The 23,191-nt window shown below is 39.4% G+C and carries 21 protein-coding genes; 16 read left to right on the top strand and 5 right to left on the bottom strand.

All coding sequences use genetic code 11. From position 1 onward, the window contains the following. The first annotated feature begins 242 nt into the window (after nt 1-242). The 9 genes from DPF90_RS05585 (at nt 243) to DPF90_RS05625 (ending at nt 4,087) form a co-directional block, all read left to right on the top strand. On the top strand, nt 243-812 hold the full coding sequence (locus tag DPF90_RS05585; protein ID WP_114785341.1) for a structural protein P5: 570 nt from the start codon (nt 243-245) through the stop codon (nt 810-812). 73 nt (nt 813-885) lie between these two features. Further along, nucleotides 886-1,161, top strand: a complete 276-nt coding sequence (locus DPF90_RS05590; protein ID WP_114785342.1) for a RebB family R body protein — start codon at nt 886-888, stop codon at nt 1,159-1,161. Nucleotides 1,162-1,209: 48 nt separating this feature from the next. After that, nucleotides 1,210-1,482 carry a RebB family R body protein gene (locus DPF90_RS05595; protein ID WP_114785343.1) on the top strand — a complete coding sequence of 91 codons (273 nt, stop codon included), beginning with the start codon at nt 1,210-1,212 and terminating at the stop codon, nt 1,480-1,482. A gap of 54 nt (nt 1,483-1,536) precedes the next feature. Further along, nucleotides 1,537-1,812, top strand: coding sequence for a RebB family R body protein (locus tag DPF90_RS05600; protein WP_114785344.1), 276 nt, complete (start codon nt 1,537-1,539; stop codon nt 1,810-1,812). 57 nt (nt 1,813-1,869) lie between these two features. Continuing rightward, nucleotides 1,870-2,145, top strand: coding sequence for a RebB family R body protein (locus DPF90_RS05605; RefSeq protein WP_114785345.1), 276 nt, complete (start codon nt 1,870-1,872; stop codon nt 2,143-2,145). A gap of 49 nt (nt 2,146-2,194) precedes the next feature. After that, the gene (locus tag DPF90_RS05610) at nt 2,195-2,470 is read left to right on the top strand and encodes a RebB family R body protein (protein ID WP_114785346.1); all 276 of its coding nucleotides are present in this window, start codon (nt 2,195-2,197) and stop codon (nt 2,468-2,470) included. A gap of 88 nt (nt 2,471-2,558) precedes the next feature. Continuing rightward, a complete protein-coding gene (locus DPF90_RS05615) occupies nt 2,559-2,834 on the top strand; it encodes a RebB family R body protein (protein WP_114785347.1) in 276 nt (91 codons plus the stop codon). A 49-nt stretch (nt 2,835-2,883) separates the two neighbouring features. Further along, a complete protein-coding gene (locus DPF90_RS05620) occupies nt 2,884-3,159 on the top strand; it encodes a RebB family R body protein (protein WP_114785348.1) in 276 nt (91 codons plus the stop codon). Nucleotides 3,160-3,358: 199 nt separating this feature from the next. Continuing rightward, nucleotides 3,359-4,087: a hypothetical protein gene (locus DPF90_RS05625; protein WP_162813992.1), complete on the top strand. Its 729-nt coding sequence runs from the start codon at nt 3,359-3,361 to the stop codon at nt 4,085-4,087. Between the two features lie 191 nt (nt 4,088-4,278). Here DPF90_RS05625 and rimJ read toward each other — a convergent pair whose 3' ends face one another. From rimJ to DPF90_RS05645, 3 genes are all read right to left on the bottom strand, one after another. Continuing rightward, the gene (rimJ, locus tag DPF90_RS05630; RefSeq protein WP_114785350.1) at nt 4,279-4,866 is read right to left on the bottom strand and encodes a ribosomal protein S5-alanine N-acetyltransferase; all 588 of its coding nucleotides are present in this window, start codon (nt 4,864-4,866) and stop codon (nt 4,279-4,281) included. A gap of 1,162 nt (nt 4,867-6,028) precedes the next feature. Then, nucleotides 6,029-6,328: a hypothetical protein gene (locus tag DPF90_RS05640; RefSeq protein WP_114785352.1), complete on the bottom strand. Its 300-nt coding sequence runs from the start codon at nt 6,326-6,328 to the stop codon at nt 6,029-6,031. 34 nt (nt 6,329-6,362) lie between these two features. Further along, the gene (locus DPF90_RS05645) at nt 6,363-6,656 is read right to left on the bottom strand and encodes a RebB family R body protein (protein WP_114785353.1); all 294 of its coding nucleotides are present in this window, start codon (nt 6,654-6,656) and stop codon (nt 6,363-6,365) included. An 834-nt stretch (nt 6,657-7,490) separates the two neighbouring features. Here DPF90_RS05645 and DPF90_RS05650 point away from each other — a divergent pair. From DPF90_RS05650 to pdxH, 5 genes are all read left to right on the top strand, one after another. Continuing rightward, on the top strand, nt 7,491-8,912 hold the full coding sequence (locus tag DPF90_RS05650) for a glycosyl transferase family protein (protein ID WP_114785354.1): 1,422 nt from the start codon (nt 7,491-7,493) through the stop codon (nt 8,910-8,912). Between the two features lie 19 nt (nt 8,913-8,931). After that, nucleotides 8,932-10,422 (top strand): tetratricopeptide repeat protein, encoded by a 1,491-nt coding sequence (locus DPF90_RS05655; RefSeq protein ID WP_114785355.1) that lies wholly within the window; start codon nt 8,932-8,934, stop codon nt 10,420-10,422. Further along, nucleotides 10,340-11,953 carry an NfrA family protein gene (locus tag DPF90_RS05660; protein ID WP_205395167.1) on the top strand — a complete coding sequence of 538 codons (1,614 nt, stop codon included), beginning with the start codon at nt 10,340-10,342 and terminating at the stop codon, nt 11,951-11,953. The genes DPF90_RS05655 and DPF90_RS05660 overlap by 83 nt, the downstream gene beginning before the upstream one ends. Before the next feature lie 683 nt (nt 11,954-12,636). After that, nucleotides 12,637-14,619: a hypothetical protein gene (locus DPF90_RS05665; protein ID WP_240314471.1), complete on the top strand. Its 1,983-nt coding sequence runs from the start codon at nt 12,637-12,639 to the stop codon at nt 14,617-14,619. 218 nt (nt 14,620-14,837) lie between these two features. Further along, the gene (gene pdxH / locus DPF90_RS05670) at nt 14,838-15,473 is read left to right on the top strand and encodes a pyridoxamine 5'-phosphate oxidase (RefSeq protein WP_114785357.1); all 636 of its coding nucleotides are present in this window, start codon (nt 14,838-14,840) and stop codon (nt 15,471-15,473) included. 59 nt (nt 15,474-15,532) lie between these two features. On the opposite strand, the gene DPF90_RS05675 is transcribed toward pdxH, so the two are convergent. Continuing rightward, nucleotides 15,533-17,362 carry an SUMF1/EgtB/PvdO family nonheme iron enzyme gene (locus tag DPF90_RS05675; protein ID WP_114785358.1) on the bottom strand — a complete coding sequence of 610 codons (1,830 nt, stop codon included), beginning with the start codon at nt 17,360-17,362 and terminating at the stop codon, nt 15,533-15,535. 147 nt (nt 17,363-17,509) lie between these two features. Further along, nucleotides 17,510-18,619, bottom strand: coding sequence for a PEGA domain-containing protein (locus DPF90_RS05680; protein ID WP_114785359.1), 1,110 nt, complete (start codon nt 18,617-18,619; stop codon nt 17,510-17,512). A 429-nt stretch (nt 18,620-19,048) separates the two neighbouring features. Here DPF90_RS05680 and DPF90_RS05685 point away from each other — a divergent pair, with 429 nt between their 5' ends. Together DPF90_RS05685 and putA are read left to right on the top strand one after the other, a co-directional pair. Continuing rightward, complete coding sequence (locus DPF90_RS05685; RefSeq protein WP_114785360.1) at nt 19,049-19,864, top strand: AraC family transcriptional regulator; 816 nt, start codon at nt 19,049-19,051, stop codon at nt 19,862-19,864. A 188-nt stretch (nt 19,865-20,052) separates the two neighbouring features. Then, a complete protein-coding gene (gene putA / locus DPF90_RS05690; protein ID WP_114785361.1) occupies nt 20,053-23,172 on the top strand; it encodes a bifunctional proline dehydrogenase/L-glutamate gamma-semialdehyde dehydrogenase PutA in 3,120 nt (1,039 codons plus the stop codon). Nucleotides 23,173-23,191 lie beyond the last annotated feature (19 nt).

Consider the following 23,191-nt stretch of genomic DNA (forward strand, 5'->3'; position numbering starts at 1 on the left):
TAGAACTTAAGCATATTATTTTAGTTCCATAAACAACTAATACTATCGCTATCATATGTAATAAATGTATTTAAACTTGCTAATATTTTTACCTAATGATTATAAAAAATACATCTTTAAACTTAGGACTTTAATTTTATTGTTTTGTATATGTTTTTAATTGATTTTGACTATCGGGACTGAACTAAAAAGAATTAATATTACTGCAACAAGGAGAGAGGAAGAATATAGTTTGATTCACGATGGAAAATGATAAAGGTATTTATATAGGAAAAAATATACTACTTTTAATTTCTTTATCTTTGAACTTTTTTATCATGGCTATGATTTATCTAATCGATGATGAAAAAAATATGAATAACTTAGATTGGTTTAATTTTTCAATTTTAGATAGAGATGAAAGTATTTCTAATGTTGAAGATATGAGCAGAGGGATAAGAAATAATAATCCTTTAAATATAAGATACTCACCAAGCAACAAATGGTTGGGTGAAGTTGAAAAGAAGCATGACTATGATTTTGAGGAGTTTGTTAGTGTTGAATATGGCTTTAGAGCAGCCTATAAAACACTTATGACTTATAGGTATAAACATAATATAAAAACTATAGAAAAAATAATATTTAGGTTCTCACCGCCTAACGAAAATGATACCGAGAATATAATTAAAAAAATATCAATCATGAGTGGGATACCTAGGGATAAAATTATTGAAAACGATGAATATCCAATAATTATTAAGAACATGGCAATTATAGAGTCTGGGAATTCTTTTCCCATGAAGATAATTAAAAAAGGTATTTCAATTGAATAATTTTAATTTCTACCAAGATTAATTGTTAATTAAATAATCTCCACTACGGTGGTAGCCAAATGAGGGTATGACAATGTCAGGCAATGTTTCAGCTGTAAATGCTCAAACTACAGACTCTGTTACACAAGTAAATACGAAAGTAGTTGGTGAGACACCAGCTATGGCCATGAGTAACTTACTAATGTCAACGTCCCACGCGTTGAGTAATACGGCGCATAACGCGACTTCTTCTCAGCATCAAGGTCGAATAGTGATGCAAGGTACGACAGTCCAAGGGGTAAATACCTTGGCAAACGTTGGATCACTACTTTTAGGTCGAGTTAGAGAGGCGAGTATTAGAAAGAGATAAAGCATTGAGCAAGCGAATAATCATCTTAATCAAAGGAGGTAGCACATTATGTCTGAGGCAATAGCAGCCGTTAATGCTCAGATGACGGACTCTGTCACACAGGTAAATACACAAGTGATTGGAGATGCGCCAGCTATGGCTATGGGAAACCTTTTAGTATCAACGTCACATGCGTTAAGTACTGGATCTCATAACGTCACCGCGTCGCAACAGCAGGGTCAAATAACAATGCATGCGGCAACAGTTCAGGGAGTGAATGCTCTGATAAGTGTTGGCTCTTCTGTAATCGGAAGAACTGGCGAAGAAATTATCGAAAAGTAATTAATAACCTTATCGAAATAACACAACACCATTAAATTAAATAGGAAACAGACTATGTCAGAAGTAGCAACTACTGTAAATCCACAAATCACTGATTCAGTTACTCAGGTAAATACTAAAGTCGTTGGCGAAACACCAGCGATGGCAATGGGCAACTTGCTCATTTCTACTTCTCACGCTCTAAGCACAGGGGCGCATAATGCGACTTCTGCTCAGCAGCAAGGTCAAATCACTATGCATGCAGCGACAGTACAAGGCATTAACTCTCTAATGAGCGTTGGTTCTGCTGTCATTGGTCGCACTAGTGAAGAGATCATCGAGAAGAAGTAATAGTCAATTTACAACAGATAACTATCTAATTAATTAAGTTAAAAAAGGAAATAAATCATGTCAGAAGCAGCAACCACTGTAAACCCACAAATCACTGATTCAGTTACTCAAGTTAACACAAAAGTAGTTGGTGAAACTCCAGCAATGGCTATGGGTAACCTTCTTGTCTCAACTTCTCACGCTCTAAGCACTGGCGCACACAATGCGACATCAGCACAGCAGCAAGGTCAAATCACTATGCATGCAGCAACCGTGCAAGGTGTTAACTCTCTAATGAGCGTAGGTTCTGCGGTTATCGGCCGTACAAGTGAAGAAATCATCGAGAAGAAATAATCGTTATTTTTCTTAGTGAAAACAACTTAACTAATTAAGGAGACTACTTATGTCAGAAGCAGCAGCTGCGGTAAACGCACAAATTACAGACTCTGTAACTCAAGTAAACACTAAAGTTGTCGGTGAGACTCCAGCAATGGCTATGGGTAACTTGCTGATGTCTACTTCGCACGCACTGTCTAATGCAGCACACAATGCGACGTCAGCACAGCAGCAAGGTCAAATCACTATGCAGGCAGCAACAGTACAAGGTGTTAATTCACTGATGAGTGTCGGTTCTGCAGTTATTGGTCGCTCGAGCGAAGAAGTTATCGAAAGAGGCTAAATTCTACAGAATAGCCGCATTTGGTTGACGTTTTAGCAACGTCAACCAAATCCAAATTGTCATTCATTAATTTAACAGGAACTAACCGATGTCAGAGACAGCAACAATCGTAAATCCACAAATCACTGATTCAGTCACTCAAGTGAATACCAAAGTAGTTGGTGAAACACCAGCAATGGCAATGGGTAACCTATTGGTTTCTACTTCCCATGCTTTGAGCACTGGCGCTCACAATGCGACTTCTGCTCAGCAGCAAGGCCAAGTCACTATGCAGGCAGCGACGGTCCAAGGCATTAACTCACTAATGAGTGTTTGCTCTGCTGCGATTGGTCGTACAGGCGAAGAAATCATCGAGAAAGGCTAATAATTAGCATACCAAAAAATTAAATACTTAATAAAAGAGGAAAAATATTATGTCAGAAACAGCAACCCAAGTGAATGGACAAGTAACAGACTCAGTAACTCAGGTGAACACTAAGGTGGTTGGTGAAACACCAGCAATGGCGATGGGTAACTTACTAATCTCGACTTCTCATGCTCTAAGTACTGGTGCACATAATGTAACGTCAGCTCAGCAGCAAGGCCAAATCACTATGCATGCTGCGACTATACAAGGGTTCAATGCACTAATGTCTGTAGGTGGTTCAATTGTAGGTCGTACTGCTGAAGGAATCATTGAGAAAGGTTAATTAAGCAGAGTAAATAAACAGAGTATCTGTTTATTAAGTAAAGATATAGCCATTATACATAGTGGCTATATTATTATGATGAAATAAGGTAGTAACATGTATATTAGATGGTTGGACTTAATAATTTTGTGTTGGCTTTTACTTTTAACCGTCCCTCATATATCTAGAATGGTAGGGTAACTTTATGTAAGTGAGGAATATGGATATAAGAGAATTAATAGTATCTGATATAAGAAAGCTACTCTGGTTTGTATTTGATAGCGAAATTCTTACTCTAGAAAAAAAAGAAGATCTAAATATTGATCTTGCAGAAATAGAGAATATCGATAACTTAGAAGTGGATGACCTTTTTTCCTTAAGAGATAAGCTACTAGCGCTTACAAAAGATCATTCAATGGAGCAAATATCTGATAAGTATTATATGGCTTCCGTAGAGTCTCATAAGTTATTGAGTTTGTTCTTGAGAGTGTTCCTTATATTGTTAATGTCATTCATATTAACATTGATTTATTTACATCATAAAGATATTATTTCCGTTACAATTGATGAAGAAAATCTTATTAGCTTTACCTATACGAGAGGTTATTACTTATTTAAAGAATATATAAATCCTTATATATTTGCATTAATGTCAGTACTGTTGCGTATAGTCTTTCTTTTAAACGGATGTATCATGACTTATAACAGTGCAAAAATAAAGAGAAATAAATATATAATTTACTCTGTTGTATGGCCACCTATTGTTGTTCTAATGTCTAAATCTATAAGTCTAGAAAGTATTCCAGTTCAATTCTTGTGTATAATATTAGGCTGGGGAGTAGAAACATTTATTAAAACAATAGAAAAGTCAGCAGTAATTTTTGAAAAACAGGTATCAAAAAAAATACTGAGCATATTAAATATAATTAATGGGTTTTCTGGGAAATGATGCAGAATTGTAGCTCAAGGAAGTGAGCTACTATATTGTACTAAAAAGGGCTTTGTCCTAATGCAATTCTACAATGCAGTGCGATAAGACTATAGTTGTATTCGTGTAGTTTTACACTATCCAACTAGAGTCATTGGCAGTTGAGTACTCTAGTCGGATTGACATTTAGGGGAAAAATGCGAACATCTATATTAGCGAGTCTGTGGTTTTATCCAATTTGGATTCAATAAAGAGACTAGTTCATGATCTTCCCACTGTTTATTGATGAGTAAGTAGTCTTTGGCAAAGCCTTCAAATTTAAACCCTAATCGTTCGAGTACAGCTTTACTTTTGTTATTCTTTGGCATGAAATAAGCTGATATCCGATGTAAGTTCTGAACTTTAAACATATAGTTAATAGCAGCAGTTAATGCCTTGGTCATGATCCCTTTTCCTTGAGCTTTCTCACTTAGTGAGTAACCTAATCTGCAAGAGTGGAAAGGAAAACGAAAAATATTACTGAAAGATATACTACCAATCATCTCAGAGGATTGGGGATCTATAATTATGAAATAGACTAATGATCCATTTCGGTTCAGCTCATCAAACTTACAAAGGATTTGATACCAACCTTGTACAGTGAAAAAATTATCATCACGCTCTGGCTCCCACTTTTCTAAATGATCTTTATTATTTTTATAATAATTAGTTATAGTTTCAACATCTGAAATCTGTGCAGTTCTTATTAGAATATCATCTTCAGTCAAGCTTACATTATGAAGAAAGTTAAGTTGTGTCATTGTTACCTACCTTAAAAATAGTAAATTAGAATGCTTATCTATATTTAATATCCATGGTGAATGTTTAATGCTATATGACTAGCCGTATAATTTCTTTATACCACCTATCTATAGCTATATTCGGTAACCATCATATTAATTAGCAACATTGCTCTATAATAGAGACAAATAACTTAACTTTAGGTAAATAATGACTATTAAATTTATTAAGAATATAGTCACATAATAAAACAAATTTATATTACAACTACCTATAAATTCTATTTATATTTTTATGGAAGGATTTGTGTGGTGACTTAAGGTATGAATAAAAATGAAAAAAGTATGACTCTCTAGTCTATTTAGATTTATTAATTTTTGTATCAGCCTTTATGATACAAGGGGAGAAGCGTATTTATCTCTTTGAAAAACACTGTTTCTTGTTGCACATAGCAAATGATTTAATGCGGAAAATCTTTGTAAAACATTTTTATATATTTTTGAAATTTTATAAGCCTTCTATTCTTTTTACCTAAAAAATAAATTAGGTTAATTATAATTATTATAAGAAAATCAGTGAGTAAGGATAATGAGTAGAAAGCTAAAGGCTTGTTTCAGGGCATATCGTTGCTTTCATAAAGCAATAGAAAAAACGGGGTATCTATCACTATCGTCTATTGTAGAAAGTCAATACTATTACCCAAGAGATTACCCACTGCAACCCAAAAGGAATGATGTGTTGTTGGAGACGGATATGAACAATTATGTACCCATGGGAAAAAGGGAGAAAGGTATTTTGGTCTCACGGTTCAAGAAAACTTAGCTAGATATTTTTAGCAGTACCTTAGTCGAATTGAGCCATATCTGATAGATTAACTAGAGCCTAGAAAGTCCTTTCTAGCTTTTGTTAATGGAGTTTGAGGCGTGTTATCTAGCATTTCTAGTCTGGATAGCATCCGTGACAAGGACTCTAGCTGTCGAGGTTTACTCATCTTTTTATAGGTATCTATGGCTTTCTCGAGTAGAAGGAAAACGTCCTTTTCCAACTGTATGTCTGTTTTAGGAGCCGATTTATACTTGTATATTATCTTTTTTGTTCTTCCGTTGGGGTATCTATACTTACGGCTATGAACTCTATATGTACCACTTTTACTCTCTTCCATTTTTAACCTTTATTGATTAATTAAAAAATAAGGAATCGCTTCTTTGGCTTATTTACTCTTGATGTTTCAGCGTTTTTCTGACGACATTCGATAGATAAAGACACGATTTTTTCATAATTTTTAATCGCATTTGCTATCAATTGATTCGATTCTGCGATAGTCGTTAAGCATGTTACTTTGTCGCCTCCCTCCAGCAGTTTTGCCATAGCGACGCCAGAAGCAGTGTTACATATATCGGTGACATTACGAATATTGTCGACAGCATCTTGAATAGCTATCGATGTTGCTTGATCGATGTAGTTATTCTGTTCATCGGCCATCAGGCTTATGCGCTATTCAAGATGTCCAATAGTGCTATGAACGTGAGAAGAAACCAGCTAATCCGCTTTTTTTCTTTTTCTCTCTTTCACGTTGTGCGCTAATACCGAATTCTTCACTAGAACCAGCCTTTTGAGAAGAAGCTTGAGGGATAGCAAGTAATCGTGCACATGCATTGGTTACCGATGCAGAAGTCGTTACTTGAGATTGCTGCTGGTTTGCCACTAAGTTATGCATAGTCAAGCCAATAGTTTCAGATAAGGTTGTTTCTGCTATCGATGTAGGTTGGTCAGAGAACTTCTGTAATGTAGTGTAATCTTGATCAGACATATGCCTTCCTTTACTGATACAAATGTGTATGAATAGGGAAATATATTAACCAATATGATGATGTTAGTTTATTATAAAATTGCCATCATTAGGTAATATCTGATTAACATTTTATCTTTAGTTTATTTATACTAAATATTTAATTTATATATTTACAGCATTTTTTATTCACTACTAGAATATGGCATTAAATTTCACAGTCAAATCACATAAATTTATGTATGTTTTCTTACTTAATGATATTGTAACTAGGCTATGGAGTGTTATTCTGATTATGAATGGTGTCATAGCACCTATGGCCAACTTTATTCACCAAGGCAGTAGACTGGGCAAAGCCTTTAGGTTAACACTTGTTTTTATTGGAAAGATAGCAACAGAGTTTTATGACTAAGTATAAGTATTTGCAAAGAGTATATGAGCGAAGAATTATCAATGCTAGCTCAATATCTGAACTTATTGTAAGAAGAAGGTATTATGGCGGATTTAATAGTAATTCTCTATCCATTCGGGTAGATAATGGTTATTTAACTTTGCGAAGATACAATATCCCTGATGGAGATAAAAAAAATAGAGAATTTTAAAATATTTATTAATCATCATTTTTACCATAATTTTTAAGAATGCCTATTTTGTATTTATAGTTGGCACTTTTAAACTATCCATTATTTCATGGCTTTTGATATTGTTATATAAATCCTAAGTTAATAATACATCTTATACATGTGGATGAAAATATAGTATAAAAGTAGTATGAAATAGTCCCCTTAGTGTGAAATATAATAATAAATTATATCAAAAACTATATTTTTATCTTCATTTATATGAGGAGCCTAAATGTCTGTTTTTGATTTTTTTCTATTTTATCTTTATTCCCTTAAATACATAGCTATATTTTTGCTTATATTTCTTTTTTTATTTGGACTTGATGACCTATTAATCGATGTAATTTATTGGAAGGAGATATTATTAGGAGGTAATTCAAAGAAAAACAGAGAAATAAATGTAAAGGCCAACATAGAACAAAGTTATATGGCAATAATGATACCTGCTTGGCAGGAGGATGGTGTGGTTGAGAAAATGGTATCTCTTCTAGCATCTTCCTGTAATTACGATAATTTTCATATCTTTGTTGGTACTTATCCAAATGATTTAGCTACTATGAGTTGCATAGAGGAAGTATGCACTGAATATAAAAATGTGCACAATGTTATCTGTGAAAAACCAGGACCTACAAGTAAAGCAGATTGCTTGAATAATATATTCAACTACATCTTGTTCGAAGAAAATAGAAAAGGGATAAAATTTTCAGGTTTTATTTTGCATGATTCCGAAGACGTTACCCACTCGTATGAGCTTTCCCTATTCAATGCTTATCTTCCAGAGTATGACTTAATACAAATTCCTGTCTACCCATACGTAAGAAAGTGGTATCAATTTACGTCTTCACATTATATTGATGAATTCTCTGAATTACACGAAAAAGATCTCTTAGTTCGAATGTCTATGACGGGTCATGTTCCTAGCGCTGGAGTAGGAACTTGCTTAAGTCGTGGAGCATTGTTGAGGCTGGCTCGCTCAGGCGGAGGAAAACCTTTTGATTGTCGATCGTTAACAGAAGATTACGATATCAGTGTTAGGCTAAAACAGTGGGGAATGAGCGAAATATTTGTCCGCTCTGTGGCTAAAAATATCAGCCTTAAAGGCTCTGATGATAGTGATAACCCGAGTCTTGTTTGTGTTAGAGAGTTCTTCCCTAGCTCTTTTAACGCCGCAGTTAGACAGAAAAGTCGCTGGATAATCGGCATTGTATTTCAAGGTTGGAAAAATATCGGGTGGTCAAAAAATTGGAAAATGAATTACTTTCTTTGGCGAGATAGACGTTGTGTTTTATCAAATACTGTTTCATTTCTGTCTATGGCAGTATTTCTTCAGATAGCATGTATATCCATTTATCAAATTATTTTTAAAGATAGTTACTTCTTTTTGTCAATGTTTGATGATTATTTTTTATTTATATATATTAGTTATGCAAATATTTTGTTTTTTATAAGCAGGCTTATACATCGTTTTATATTCGTGCGAAGGTTTTATGGATTGTTAAGTGCGTTTTTTTCTATTCCTAGGACAATTTGGGGTAATGTTATTAATTTCTTATCAAATATTAGAGCCTTATATCTTGTTGTTTCCAAAGATAACATAATGAAAATATCATGGGACAAAACTAAACATGACTTTCCTGATATTAATAATTCATAAATAAATAAGGAAAATAATCATGAGGAAAATACGCCTAATAAAAATAATTATAATAGTTATCTCATTGTTTACTACTCCAGTTTTGGATGCAGTAAAGGACAGCACCACGTTTATAGCTTCGTCTTTAAGTGAATCTACTCACTTTCGTACTTTTCCTTATTTGAACAGGGCTTTTTCTTTTGAGCGCAGCCAGAGATTTGTGGAAGCCATTGCTGAAGTGAAAAGAGCTTTGAATATAGCGCCTAACTACCAACCTTTTTTACATTATCTCTTTAAGTTGCAGCTTAGGGCAAAAGCGTACACAGAAGCCGAGGAAACATTAGAGGCATTGCCGGAGCAAGAAAGAGTAAAGTTGCTTACGAGTTTAAGAAGTGAAATGTCAGTTCAGCAGTTGCACCTAACTAACTTTGAATTTGTTGCCTTACTGGGTGATTTGCCGCCTGAAGCTAAGCGGCAGGTATACTTATATCGTCTTTACTGGTTAGCAGACAATTCTGAGTCATTGGCACTGGATTGGAGTATCTCCCAAGCTTCTGATATTAAGCCAGATCAAGCCATTATTTATGAGTCTGAAGTATGGCTAAAGCGTGAAAACTACTTGAAAGTTATCGATACCATGTCTCAGATCAGACGCAGGAGAGCGCTGTCTGACAGAGAGCAATATATCGTTGGCCTTGCGTTAATCAAGAGTAAAAAAATAAAAGAGACTAGGGCGTTACTGACGGGAGCAGACCATGGGGAGACAAAGCTTCTGCTTACCAGGCAATTGATTCTCGATTTGATTGATGATCAAGAGTATGACCAAGCTCTATACTGGTATAAATGGTTGGAACAAGGTTATGGCTTATCTTCAAACGACTATGATCGCGCCCTTCAACTTGCCATAAGTCTCGGCAACTGGCCGCTCGCCCGTGCGTATCAAACAAAGAGGTCTAATGCTTCTTGCACTGAAAGCGCATTGATCAGTGCAAGACTTGGTAACCGTGAGTTAGCCAAGCAGCAATTGTCATCTTGTTCTTCATTCGAATCACCCAAGCTATGGCTGAGTTTAGCTGAAGAGTTAAACCTATCCTTCATGATTGAAGCCGCATCTTTTAATGATTCAGGGCTTCTTCACAGGCAAAAGATAGTGGTTGCATGGAATAGATACCATCAGGGAGAATATCAAAAGGTAATAGATATCTTATCGTCTACCGCTTACCTTTCTTTGAGCAGCAGGCGGCTTCTGGCATTGGCATATGAAAAAAATGCTCAACTCAATCATTCAATGCTTGAGTGGGAAGCGGTTTATCGTCGTTCTAACAGGCAGTTTGACCTTCAAAGCTTATTAGAATCAATGAAAAAGGCACTTACCGAGGTTGAGTTAATCAGACAATACGAGAAGTTGTTATCCGTCAGTTCTCTGCCTTCTAAGGTTAGGCTAGAAATTGCTGAGCAACTACTCACTCTCTATTCAAAGCACCCCGGAGATTGCTCTGCAATTGAAGAACCTAGATATCGCTTCATTTGATAACGCATTGCTTTGGCAGCAATATGATGGATGTGACCTTGCCAAAGCCGCGTTCTCAAACCCTCAAACCTCATTTGCTTGGCAAGTCCTTGGGTTTTGCAGCTACCCTGCTAATGTTGATAGAGCGTTAGAGTATACCGACAATGCCTTGTTAATGCAGAAGTCATTTTCAGCCCGCTTGGATATTATAGGGACGAAAGCTCAGATGCTTTATCAGCAGCAGCGTTACCAAGAGGTACTTAACGCATTACTACCCGAATGGCCACACATACAATCACCTTATGTTCGGCTTTTAGTTGCAAGCTCTTATTACCAACTTAAACAGTATGAAAAAGCCAAATTTAGGTGGGCTGCAAGTCATGACCAAGATATCTTGGACTGGTGGTTGCTCGGTACTGATATCTATTTAGCTATAAAGGATTTCACTTCGGCCGAAGGTATTCTCGACATGGTAGAAAAGAAATTTGAATCGGATCGTCAGATTATTTCTCGATATATTGCGCTGTATAAATTACAAGGAAGCAAGCAAAAGCTGACTGATTACCTTTCCTACCAACATAAACTTCACCCGCAGGATGTTTATATCGCTACTGAACTGGCTTATGCCTACTTCTTAAATCGTCCTAAAGACTCAGTTCGATTGTTTGAATCTGTTATCCCACAGTTAAATGGTCAAGATAAAATATCAGCGCGTCACCAATTAGCTCAAGCCTACAAAAATATTGGCTGTGGTGACAAAGCGCAATATGAATATAAAGTGCTTATTGACCAGCTCACTACCATGCCTGAAAAAGATACTCGACTTCTTGACCAGCTGCGTGCTGAGAATCGTGCCGTGACTTCAGCTTGGCAATTTTCTTTCAGTGGAGAGTCCGGAAGCAGTAGCCCGTTTCAGGGGCTATTTGATGACCCTGATAGTGAGGGGTTTTATCAAGTGAGTGCGAGCTATGGTTTTGAAAGCCTTCCTTCGCTAGCCGGGCAAGTGAGTGTATTGAGCTCTGGATCTTGGGATTCTACTGGAGTTGATTTGGGACTGAAATTGAGGCCTCTGCAACGGTTTGACATGACATTTTCTTCCGGTGTTCGCCATTATTTAGGCGAAGATTCCTATTCTAGCACTTACATAAGAGTGAATGGGGATGTATTTTCGGGCTTAGGTTGGGGCAAAACTTGGCGAGGGGTTCCACAAGTAAGCTGGTCAAACAGTTTGTACTTTGATGCGTTTTATCAGTTTTACGATCAAAGATCATTGTTGTACATCAGAGGTGAATCTGGGCCTGTATGGGGAGTAAGTCAGAATTACCACCAACGTTTACGTTTGTATGGATTACTACAAGCGAGCGCTGACATTGTCGATGAACAAAGCGATAACCAAGTGAAAACCGGTGCCGGTGTGGGTTGGTTAGCTTCTTTTAATAAAGATAAATATACGGGGTATTCTAATGAGACAGAAATTTCATTGGAGTGGCAAAAATACCTCAGCGATAGTGAAAAAAATGCAGTTATTTTACGATTTAACCTCTCATACTAAGGGTATCGTTCATCATTTTTTCCTATCGATTTATTTAAATGAAAGTTTCGGTGTTCATTATCTGTTCTAATTGTAAGATATAAGCCATTGTAGGGTTCACATTTTTAATATACAAAAATAATAATTAAGTCTAATATATTTGTGATGGTTATTAAATTTTCTGGTTTAATTCACTAATATTAACTGCATGTCAAAGTAAACCTAAGAATTATTTTTCTTACCTGAATTTATAAAAACTTTAAAAGTATGATTTTAAAAGGCTTTTTAATTTTAATTTTGGGTGGAAAAAGTCTTACAAAAATAACAGTGTTATGCGGGTTGTTTGACAGTTTAAGAATGATATACATTTCAAGTGTGTTAACTTCATGTAAACATTTTGTTTAATTAAAGATTTGATTACCTAATCATTTTCATTCTAATAAAGTGTTTAGGTAGTTGTACTAAATCTTAATTCTAAACTCATTCTTAAGTTTTGTTTGTATAGCGCTACTTATTTTTTACAAGATGCGGATATCACATTTGGTGCTCATTTAACAACCGATAGGTTGTCTCGTTAATACCACTCATGCGAGCAAATGATTTGCCGACTCTTGTAGTGCTTTGTCATTAGAACAATGTACTACGTCCAATATATTAAGTGTGGGTTGTCTATTTGACTTTCACTTTTCACTAGAACAAAAAATATGAAAAAAATATTATTATCTTCTATTCTCGCTGCTTCTTTTTCTACGGGAGCAACAGACGCAACATTTACTCAATACGATCATCATCAGACTATGCGTGACAAAGTGAGCCTGTGGGTTGATTGGGACGCACAAGAGCATGCATTAAGCGCGGTTGAAGCACTTAATGTTGCAAAAAGAAAGCATGGCACCGAATATATGTCTAGCTTGTTTATGACTCGTTTAAGAGAGGTCGCCAATCAATCGTTTAATACCGATGGACTTTCGAGTCTAGAAGTTGGGATCATCAGTGAAGCAGCAACCCTGTTTGTTATGTCCCAAGCTCCGGATATGCCGCACCACGAGCTATTTCCGTCTGAATATATGTTGCAAATGTTCTTAGCAAACTTGGCGACTGAACTTGAAGTACTCTACCCAATGGCTGAAGACGAAGCCATGTATCTGCAAAGATATTATGAACATGATCCACTTGGGTTGTCACTGTTCTCAATCGCTTTAAACATAAGTTTAGAGCGTTATGGAGAAGCCGATCTCGTCAGAAGGTTAGCCGATAAAACCAATAGTCGATACTCTGACTCTCTTCGTCAATTTTTGATCGCTAACTTTTCAGCAGGAGGTCAATTTAGAGAGAGATTAGAGTTGGTGTTACTCGAAGAATTAAAGCAGTTTTCGGCAAATTGGAAGCCATCATACGATGAGTTTTCTCAGCCACTAAACGGGTTTCACCCATATGCACGAGTTGGTGCTATGATGCAAAGCACGCTTTTGAGCCGATGGTCATCCTTACGACAAGATGAACGTCAAACATTAACAGATTGGCATGCGCAGGTCTCTAAATTGCCTAGCCATAAATATGGCTACTCCATGGTTGGAGAGGCAGTGGTGAACCACTTCCGTCAGCATAAGCAGCAAGAGCATCATAGTCGCTGGAACTTTCCGACCTTCGCTGCTATCACTTTAGTCACACTCGTTGCTCCCGAATTATTGGGTGAACTTGCACTCGGTGAAGCTGCCCAAGCCTTACTTTTCTCCCGAACTATGTTTACCGGCGCAAGAGTAGCTGACGCTGTTTACACTGACGAGTTTGTTGAACTCGCGGCGCAACAAACAGTAAGACCTGGTGCTGTATTGCCGCAAAGCCAAGCCTTGTCTATCAGTAAAGTAAGTAGCCCAGCGTCAATAGGCTCGGAAGTGGAGCCAGGTCTTCATCACTACCTTGGAACAGATGCCATCGAGGGCACTGACTATGTGGCAAATGTTCAAGGTAGTTGGCAAAGGGTCAGGCGTTTTCCTTTCACTGATGATTATGCTTTATTCGGTGGAATGGGTTCGCTAGGTATACATAAAGTGGCTCGTACAGGCGCTGCAGCTTGGTTGTTACACCAAACTGCTAATAGTCTTAACAACTGGGTATCGTCCGGAGATTTTAGGCACGTACTGCTTCTTGGTAAAGGACAACCAGAATCACTATTTCGACATTATGGTGAGAATGTGAAGAGTCGTTATGGTATCCCTTCAAGAAACATGGCCAGTGATGGTGATCTTGTATCCCATCTGCTAAATGGCATGTTTCCTCAGGCTAGCTCAAGTCAACTATCCTCATTGACGTTTAATCATCGTTTGGATGTGGTTGCTCATGGTAATCCTTACGGTCCCATTTGCAGTAATCAAAGTGGATTGGAGGCATCACTTTCACCAACTGAGCTTGCAAAGAAATTGTTTGATCTCGGTTTACGAGAAGTTGGGGTTTTAAAGGTTCAGTCTTGCAATGTGGGAGGGGGGTTCTATTTAACTAAGCTTGAACAAGCGTTGAAAAAAACAGGTATAAATGTTGGCTTTCTCGCTGCGCCTAAAGGCTATTTGGTTCAGTTACCAAGATTACCCAGAGCGGTATTTTCACCTTTCCCAAATTTCAGGTCAGATCGTTATGAGGTAATTTCAACTGGCCTGCACCAAGGCTTTCCTGGTACTCGCTACCACTAAATAACGTTGCAATCGATACAGGAATATCAAAGTGTTTTACTCACAACATGGGTAGAACACTTTCTCTATATTCCTAAGTGGCTGGTTTATGTTATCCAAGAACTCTTAATTTTTAGAATATTATTAGCATGCCGAAATTGTGATTAAGATGTGGTTTATTGCCTTGTCTTTCTGTATATATAACAGCACAATCGGCAAAAAATGTTTCGGGAGATAAGATGGAACTTGAAGATATCCGTCGTGAGTACAGTAAGGGCGGTTTGCGAAGAAAAGATTTAAAGCAAAACCCTATCGATCAGTTTAATTTTTGGTTACAGCAAGCCATTGATGCGGGTTTAATGGATCCCACAGCCATGACGGTAGCGACGGTTGATGAGCAGGGTCAACCATTTCAGCGTATTGTCTTACTAAAACATGTCGATGACGAGGGATTTGTTTTTTACACTAATTTAGGCAGTCGTAAGGCTCAGCAAATAGAAGGTAATTCTAGGGTAAGCTTACATTTCCCATGGCATACGCTAGAGCGTCAAGTGCATGTCACTGGCTGTGCGGAGAAACTGAGTGTGAAAGAAAATATTAAATACTTTTCTTCAAGACCGAAGGAAAGTCAGCTAGCGGCCATTGCCAGTAAACAAAGTAGCCGCATATCAACCCGAGGAGTGCTCGAAGGCAAGTTCCTTGAGCTCAAGCAGAAGTTTGCCAATGGCGAAATACCAGTACCGAGTTTTTGGGGTGGTTTTAGGGTAAAGGTCGAATCTATTGAGTTTTGGCAAGGAGGCGATCACCGTCTTCACGACAGGTTTTTATTCTCTAAACAAGAAAAAGCTTGGCAGATAGATAGACTTGCTCCTTAGTATTTTATTAAAAAACGCCGCTAAATGCGGCGTTTTTTAATTCTAGATAAGTCCGTAGGTTAGTTTATTTCACGTAATACCCGAAAGCCTACATAATTTGCCGCAGATGAGTCAGATAGAGAAAGCTGCTCATGAGCGGCGGCCATTTCTGGAGAGAAGTTCCAAGCCCCACCTTTAAGAATACCGCGAGCGTCATTGGTCCATTGCCAAACGTTTCCGACGGTGTCGTATATACCCAGCTTATTGGGCTTGAAAGCCATGACTGGAGAAGTACTTTTGTTTGACCATGGTGTGCCTCCCCAACCTGTATTAGCCTGACTTGGAGCAAAATGATCGCCCCACCAATAATTGGATTCAGATCCTGCTCTCGCCGCTACTTCCCATTCATCTTCACTTGGCAGCCTGTAGCTATGATTGGTTTTCCTACTTAGCCATTGCGCGTAAGCTTGTGCGTCGTTCTTACTTACGCAAACCACTGGAGAGTTAGCCGCTTGTTTGAAACCTGGGTTGCGCCAATATCCTTTTGAAATTGGCGTGACTTCGCCTTTTACGATAGCGGTACAGGTATTTTTCAGCTCAGCATCGGTTTGATAATTCGTTGAGTTAACAAAGGTTTCAAATTGCTTCACAGTGATAGGAGTGGTACCAAACCCGAAAGGTTGTTTGATTTTCAACTGCTTGGAGCCATGTTCACCAAGCATATACTGACCAGGCAGAATGGTAGAGACTTCTGGACCTTGATGACCCGAACCAAGAGAATCGGCAAACTTATCTCCTTCACGCAGCGGGTTTTCCGTTTCAACTAACACGGCGCGAAGGTTGTGATCTCTTTTAATGGACAATTCTTTGTTGAAGTTTTGGTAACCCTCTTTCCTAATTGAAATAGAGTGTTGTCCTACAGGTAACATAATTTCTACAGGGGTGCTGCCATAGTTAACCCCATCGATTGTGACTTTATCATCGTATAAGTTTGAGCGAACGTTCAAGGTCACCCAAGCGATTTCTTGGTTGGTGACAGAGCTACCCTTGTCATCAGCACTATCGGGTTCGAAACAGTATTTTTTATTGATGCCAAGTAGTGTACATGCGGCGCTCTGTGTTGGCCTAGCTTGCATTTCGACATCCATTAGGCTTCGATAGCGTATACCGTCATAAAAACCCGACTCTTTAGCTTTAGAGCGCAATACGTGAATATTAAAAGGGATTTTGTGAGCGTTGGGTTCAATTTCTTTTGACTCGCTAGTGTTAGCGATGAGCTCAGATTGAAACTGTTTTACTGCTTTTTGTAAAGCAAGATCTCGAGTTTGGCGGTCACATTCTGCAATGGTCATATTCGCCTGACAGCGATTAGTGAAACTTACAGATAGAGAATGGGCTTCTGTCAGCTCACTTTGCAGGCGTTCAGCTCGGGCGTGCAATTTGTTTTGTTCCAAAGAGTCAATACCCTGGGAAATCGCCTCTAATTCATTGCTGGTTAAACTGAGTTGATGTTCAAGTTCTTGCAGTATCTGTTCTTCAAACAAACGCTGTTGCTGATTTTGTTTAACGGTCGACCAAGCGTCCTGATAGGCTTTCTGACTTGCAGCAAGGTCCACGGTTGGGTCGTCAATCATACGGGCATAATTCGCCTCAAGCTGTGCTTTGGCTTGCTTAAATTTGTCATCCAGAGCTTTAGTCGATTTGGTCAGCTGATCGACAGACTGTTTCTGGCTGTCAAATTGCGCTTGTTTGTCATCACGGCGCTCTGTTGCCGATTTTAGTTCTTCATGTTTGTCGAATAGCTTCTGATCGATTTTTACGATAGGGTCGCGCGCTTCCTCAGCTGCAATACCAGCAGAGACAAAGTAAGGTGACAAAGCAAGAAGGAAGGTTGGTAAACCAGTTCGCATTATTATTTCTACAATTGTTTTTAATCTTATGGAGTTATTCTAAACGAAAACGCCACTTTTTCGTAAGTTATTCCCTTATAACTTACGACAAAATGGCGTTTTTGGTCAATGTTGTACTGCTTCCTTCTACTCAAAAAGAGAAGCGCGTTAAATATCTGAATTTGGGCGTAACTTGACCCAGACAGTATCATTGCCATCAATAGCAATCATACGGTTATATGTCTGGTAACCATCTTTAGAGACAGTAAACTGATGTTTTCCTTTAGGTAAAACCACTTCTATTGGGGTACTACCGTAATTGACGCCATTGATTGTTACTCGGTCTTCGTACTGATCCGAGCGAATCGTAATGTTTGCCCAGCTTTGTTGTGTGGTTGTTTTTTCTTTTTTGGCAACACTGGCACTATTGAGACAATAACGTGAGGATACATTGAGTAGCTTACAGGCAGCTGAGGCTTCTGGCCGAGCCTGAAGCTGGGCTTGCATTTCAGTGTAATAACTATTGCTGCCTTCAAAGCCTGAACGGATAATTTGGCTCTCTTGAACAAAGACATTCAGCTGGACGCCTTTAATGTTCTGCTTAGCGATATTGGCTTCGGTCAAGCTGTCGAGAAGTTTTGTCTTAAACGTATTAACTGCACGTTGTTTAGTGAGGTATTTACCTTGATTAGTACATTCACCTAGAGTCATGGTAGCCGAGCAGGTTGTTTTGAATGCGGTGTTCAAAACATCACTTTCTCGCAGCTCTGCATCAAGACGTTTGACGCGCGCCTCAACTTTCTGTTCTTTGAGATAAGACAATTCAGAGTTAATCCTAGAACGCTTTTGCTTGATCTGGGATAAGCGCATCTCTTGCTCAGTAATACTTTGTTCTTGTTCAAGTATCTGTGTTTGATTCTTCTTTACCGAAGCCCAAGCCTCTTGGTACTCTTGTTGAAAAGAAAGTAAGTCAACGTCTGGATCATCTAAAAGGCGGCTATACTGTTTGTCCAGCGCTGATTTGGCGCGATTCCGTTTAGCGTTCAGCTCATTCTCTTCACGTTGAAACTTACTTAGCTCTGCCCTAAGGGTTTGCAACCGTGATGATTCAGCCTCGAATTCAGAACCAAGCTCCTGTAACTCACTTTGTTTGTTTTCCAATTTACTATCGATAGTTGCGACAGGATCGGCAGAGTCCACCATTTCCGCAAAAATCGAAGTTGATGCCCATAGTGGGCTTAGCGCAATTAAAAGCGCTGGGATGCGACGTATTATCATATTTCCCTGCAACAATTAACGTTTATTGACCAACGTAAAAATCCAAAAAAAGACAAACTCATGACAGTCCTTGTGTTCCTGCCTCTTCCAAGTTTACTTCAACCCTGCATCTTTCTCTTGTAAAAAGATTAACCAGCTTCATGCAGATTACCCTAATTTAACGTATATAAAACTTGGATGCTATCTATCATTTTGAGTTGATTGGGGAAATATGCAAGTGAAGAATGGGTATCTGCAAAAAGAAAGTTGCTAGAAGTGACATAAACCGTAATTTATGTGCACTTGATCATTCTTCCGAAGCTAGTTACGCATCGCTTTGCGGCGGTCTTTTCTGATTGTAGTTGGTCCCAAATGGATCGATAAATTTCGAATTAAGTCGATTTTGTTATAACATGCCATGCTAATGCAATCTGAGGTCAAAACTGTCTCATGAGCTGTTTCAAATCTCGGCCTATTGTTGGCGAACTAAATAAACCTGTGTCTCCCAAACCAGCGGAGCTTGTTACCTTACCCTCACACATGGACTGCCATGATCATAGCTATACCCAAATTGTGATTGGGTTAAAAGGGCAAGCTGAGTTTGAGGTTAGCGGCTTTGGGAACATGGTTGGTCCAGGACAAGGCTGTGTGGTGACCTCTGGTTCAGGTCATGCTTTTGGTGGGGTTGTCGAGCAGTCGGATATTTTAGTGCTTAATATGCCATTTCCAAGCGCTGAAGACCCACTGATGTTGCAAAAACTCAATGAGCTTAATCGAGGTGAAACCTACTTTCAGCTCGATAGCCAAATTCAAAAGCTCATCTATATGTTGGTGAATGAAATGCAATCAAGGCCAGAGGATCTTCTCCTTAGCCGAGCTTGTAGTGACACTCTGATCGCCTTATTGCAAAGGCATATGTCAAAATTCTCAACACCTTACAAAGAGTCTCGTTTCGACCTTGACGCCATTGATCGTTATATCGAACAGCACTTAAGCCAGAAAATCTCAGTGGCTCAACTAGCAGGTAGTGTTTTTTTAGGTGAGAGTCAGTTTCATAGCTTGTTCAAGGCGCAAATTGGCATAACACCTCATCAGTACGTGTTAGGTAAACGAGTTGACATGGCAAAGTCTTTGATTAAAAGAGGCAACTTGACCTTAGGTCAGGTGGCCGACTTAACGGGTTTTTCTAGTCAAAGCACATTCAGCCATACCTTTTTTCGTTTGCAAGGCGTATCTCCATCCCAATACAAGAAACAATTTAGTTAAAATAAACAACAACAGACGTATATTATTTTGTCTATTTAGATGTGATTCTGTTTTCGTTTTGTTAATAGGCGGAGTTTTCAGCAAAAAACTCGGAGTTTTTGACAAGTAATCCTCTCCCGCTCAAAATACACTGCAAACCATTGTAATAACTCTGATGAATTTATCAGGCTTGAGATTGAGGAAAACGCATGTTTACTGCAACTGATGTGTTGAATGCCGAGTTTGTTGAGCAGCCGCTAAATAAACTTTGGTCGCTGATCTCGCCACTTTACATGGTGGACGAATCCCTATGGCTTGAACAACTGTTGCCGCTCGCGACTCCGACAGCGGACGAAAAAGCACAGATGTCGACCAAAACGACAGAGCTCATTGAAGCTATCCGTGCAGATAAAAAATCGATTCAAATGATCGATGCTTTGCTGCTGGAATACAGTTTGGATACCCAAGAAGGCATATTACTTATGTGTCTTGCCGAAGCTTTAATGCGCATTCCTGATGCAGCGACAGCGGATGCTTTAATCCGTGACAAACTTAGTGTCGCAGATTGGAAGTCTCATTTAAAAAGTTCAGATTCCGTTTTTGTCAATGCGTCGACATGGGGCCTTATGTTGACAGGCAAAGTTGTTGGTTTGTCTGAATCTGAAGCGCGCAGTCCAGTGTCGGCAGTGAATCGTCTTGTTAATAAAATGTCTGAGCCTGTTATTCGTAAAGCCATGCACCAAGCGATGAAGGTGATGGGGCATCAGTTTGTTCTTGGTCGCTCTATCGCTGAAGCGCAAAAAAATGGCCGTAGCATGCGTGATAAAGGGTTCACCTACTCTTATGACATGTTAGGTGAGGCAGCACTGACCACAGCGGATGCGGATAAATATTTTAATGATTACTTGATGGCAATCGAAGCGGTAGGTCGTGATAGATACGGCATAGAGACAAGCCCAGCTCCGTCCGTTTCGATTAAACTGTCTGCTTTACATCCCCGCTATGAAGTGGCCAATGAAGAGCGAGTGCTGACTGAACTTGCCGATACACTCATGCAATTGCTGCGTAAGGCTGTTGAATTGGATGTGGCCATTACGATTGATGCTGAAGAAGCAGATCGCTTGGAACTCTCGCTAAAGCTGTTTGAAAAAGTATATAGAAGTGATGTTGTGAAAGGCTGGGGTAAGTTTGGTCTTGTGATTCAAGCCTATTCTAAACGTGCTCTTCCTGTACTGGTCTGGATCAACGGTTTAGCCCGAGAGCAGGGCGATCTTATTCCACTGCGTCTTGTTAAGGGAGCATATTGGGATAGTGAGATCAAATGGTCGCAACAAGCGGGTTACGATAACTATCCGGTCTATACGCGCAAAGAAGCCACAGATGTTGCCTATTTAGCTTGTGCTCGTTTTTTATTGTCTGACAATGTACGAGGCAATATCTTCCCGCAGTTTGCCAGCCATAACGCTCAAACAGTTACTTCTATCGCTGTGATGGCAGAGCATAAAAACTACGAGTTCCAGCGTTTGCATGGGATGGGTGACTCTCTTTATCACCATGTTATGGAAACACACCAACAGCCAGTGCGCATATACGCACCTGTGGGTAGCCATAAGGATTTATTGCCCTACTTGGTTCGTCGTCTGCTTGAGAATGGGGCGAACAGCTCATTTGTCCATCGTCTAGTAGATGCGCGTTGTCCTGTTGAAACTCTTATTCAGCATCCTGTCGATATGTTGGGGGCATTTGAGACACTGAATAATATCAATATACCATTGCCGCTAAAGATATTCTCAGAGCGTTCAAACTCTTACGGTGTAAATATTGATATTGAATCCGAGGCCAAGCCTTTTGAACAGCAAGTAGAGAGCTTTCTAGACAAACAATGGTTAGCTGGCCCGATAATTAACGGTCACGTATTCACTGAAAGCATGATCAAGGATGATGTCACCGTTGAGAAAGTGACAGCACCTTATGACAGGCGCATTGAAGTTGGTCAGGTGGCTTTCTCTAACCTTGATCATGTTTCTGCGGCAATCGAAGGCGCACAAGATGCCTTTGACGATTGGCAAGTGACGGCGACAGCTCAAAGAGCACAAACGTTAGAAAAGTTAGCAGATTTGCTTGAAACACACCTTGCTGAGTTGGTCGCTTTGTGTCATCAAGAAGCTGGTAAAACAATACATGACAGTATTGATGAAGTGCGTGAAGCGGTTGATTTCTGTCGTTACTACGCCAAACAAATAGATAACTTGGGCCAAGTTGAGATTCAAGGCTTCGATGCCAAGACGCGTAAAGTCGTGCGTGACGGACGCGGTGTCTTTGTGTGTATTAGCCCTTGGAACTTCCCGCTGGCGATATTCTTGGGTCAAATTACAGCAGCACTGGTTGCAGGCAATACGGTAGTAGCAAAACCTGCTGAGCAAACCAGCTTGATTGCAGCTCGTGCTGTCGAACTTATGATTGAAGCAGGCTTTCCTAACGGCACTATCCAGCTGTTACCGGGGCGCGGAGCTGATATTGGGGCAGCATTGACTTCTCACCTTGCGATTGCTGGTGTTGCCTTTACAGGCTCAACCTTAACGGCTCAGCGCATCAATCGCACACTTGCAGAGCGTGATACTGCGCCAGTACCATTTATTGCTGAAACGGGTGGCCAAAACGCCATGATCGTTGACAGTACAGCGCTTCCTGAGCAAGTGGTGCGTGATGTGATTCGTTCAGCGTTTGCTTCTGCTGGACAGCGTTGTAGTGCACTTAGGGTGTTGTATGTTCAGGAAGACATTGCAGATAGAATCATTGCATTGATTCAAGGGGCGATGCAAGAGTTAAAAGTAGGCTTACCTTTCGAACATTCAACCGATGTTGGACCTGTGATTGACGCCAACGCCAAGAATAAACTGCTCAAGCACATCGAGCGTATGACGGCGACTCAGCAAAAAGTCGCTGGACTGGAGCTTAATGAATTGCACCAACATGGTGATTTCGTTGCACCGTGCGCGTTTGAAATTGATGATATTGCTTGTCTTGATGAAGAGCAGTTCGGACCAATTTTGCATATTGTCCGTTTTAAAGCGAGTCAACTACACCAAGTGGTTGAGCGAATTAATGGCACTGGTTTTGGCCTCACGATGGGAATTCACAGCCGCAATGAGACCACGTATCGCTGGATTGAAAAGCATGCTCGAGTGGGGAACTGTTACATCAACCGTGATCAGGTTGGTGCCGTCGTTGGCGTTCAACCGTTTGGTGGTCAAGGTCTGTCAGGTACAGGTCCTAAAGCCGGAGGACCACACTATTTATTCCGATTCACTCAGACATCATTTTCTTAATCGGTAAGCAAGGAGAAAA

The sequence above is a fragment of the Vibrio tetraodonis genome (genome assembly GCF_003350295.1).
Taxonomy (GTDB): domain Bacteria; phylum Pseudomonadota; class Gammaproteobacteria; order Enterobacterales; family Vibrionaceae; genus Vibrio; species Vibrio tetraodonis.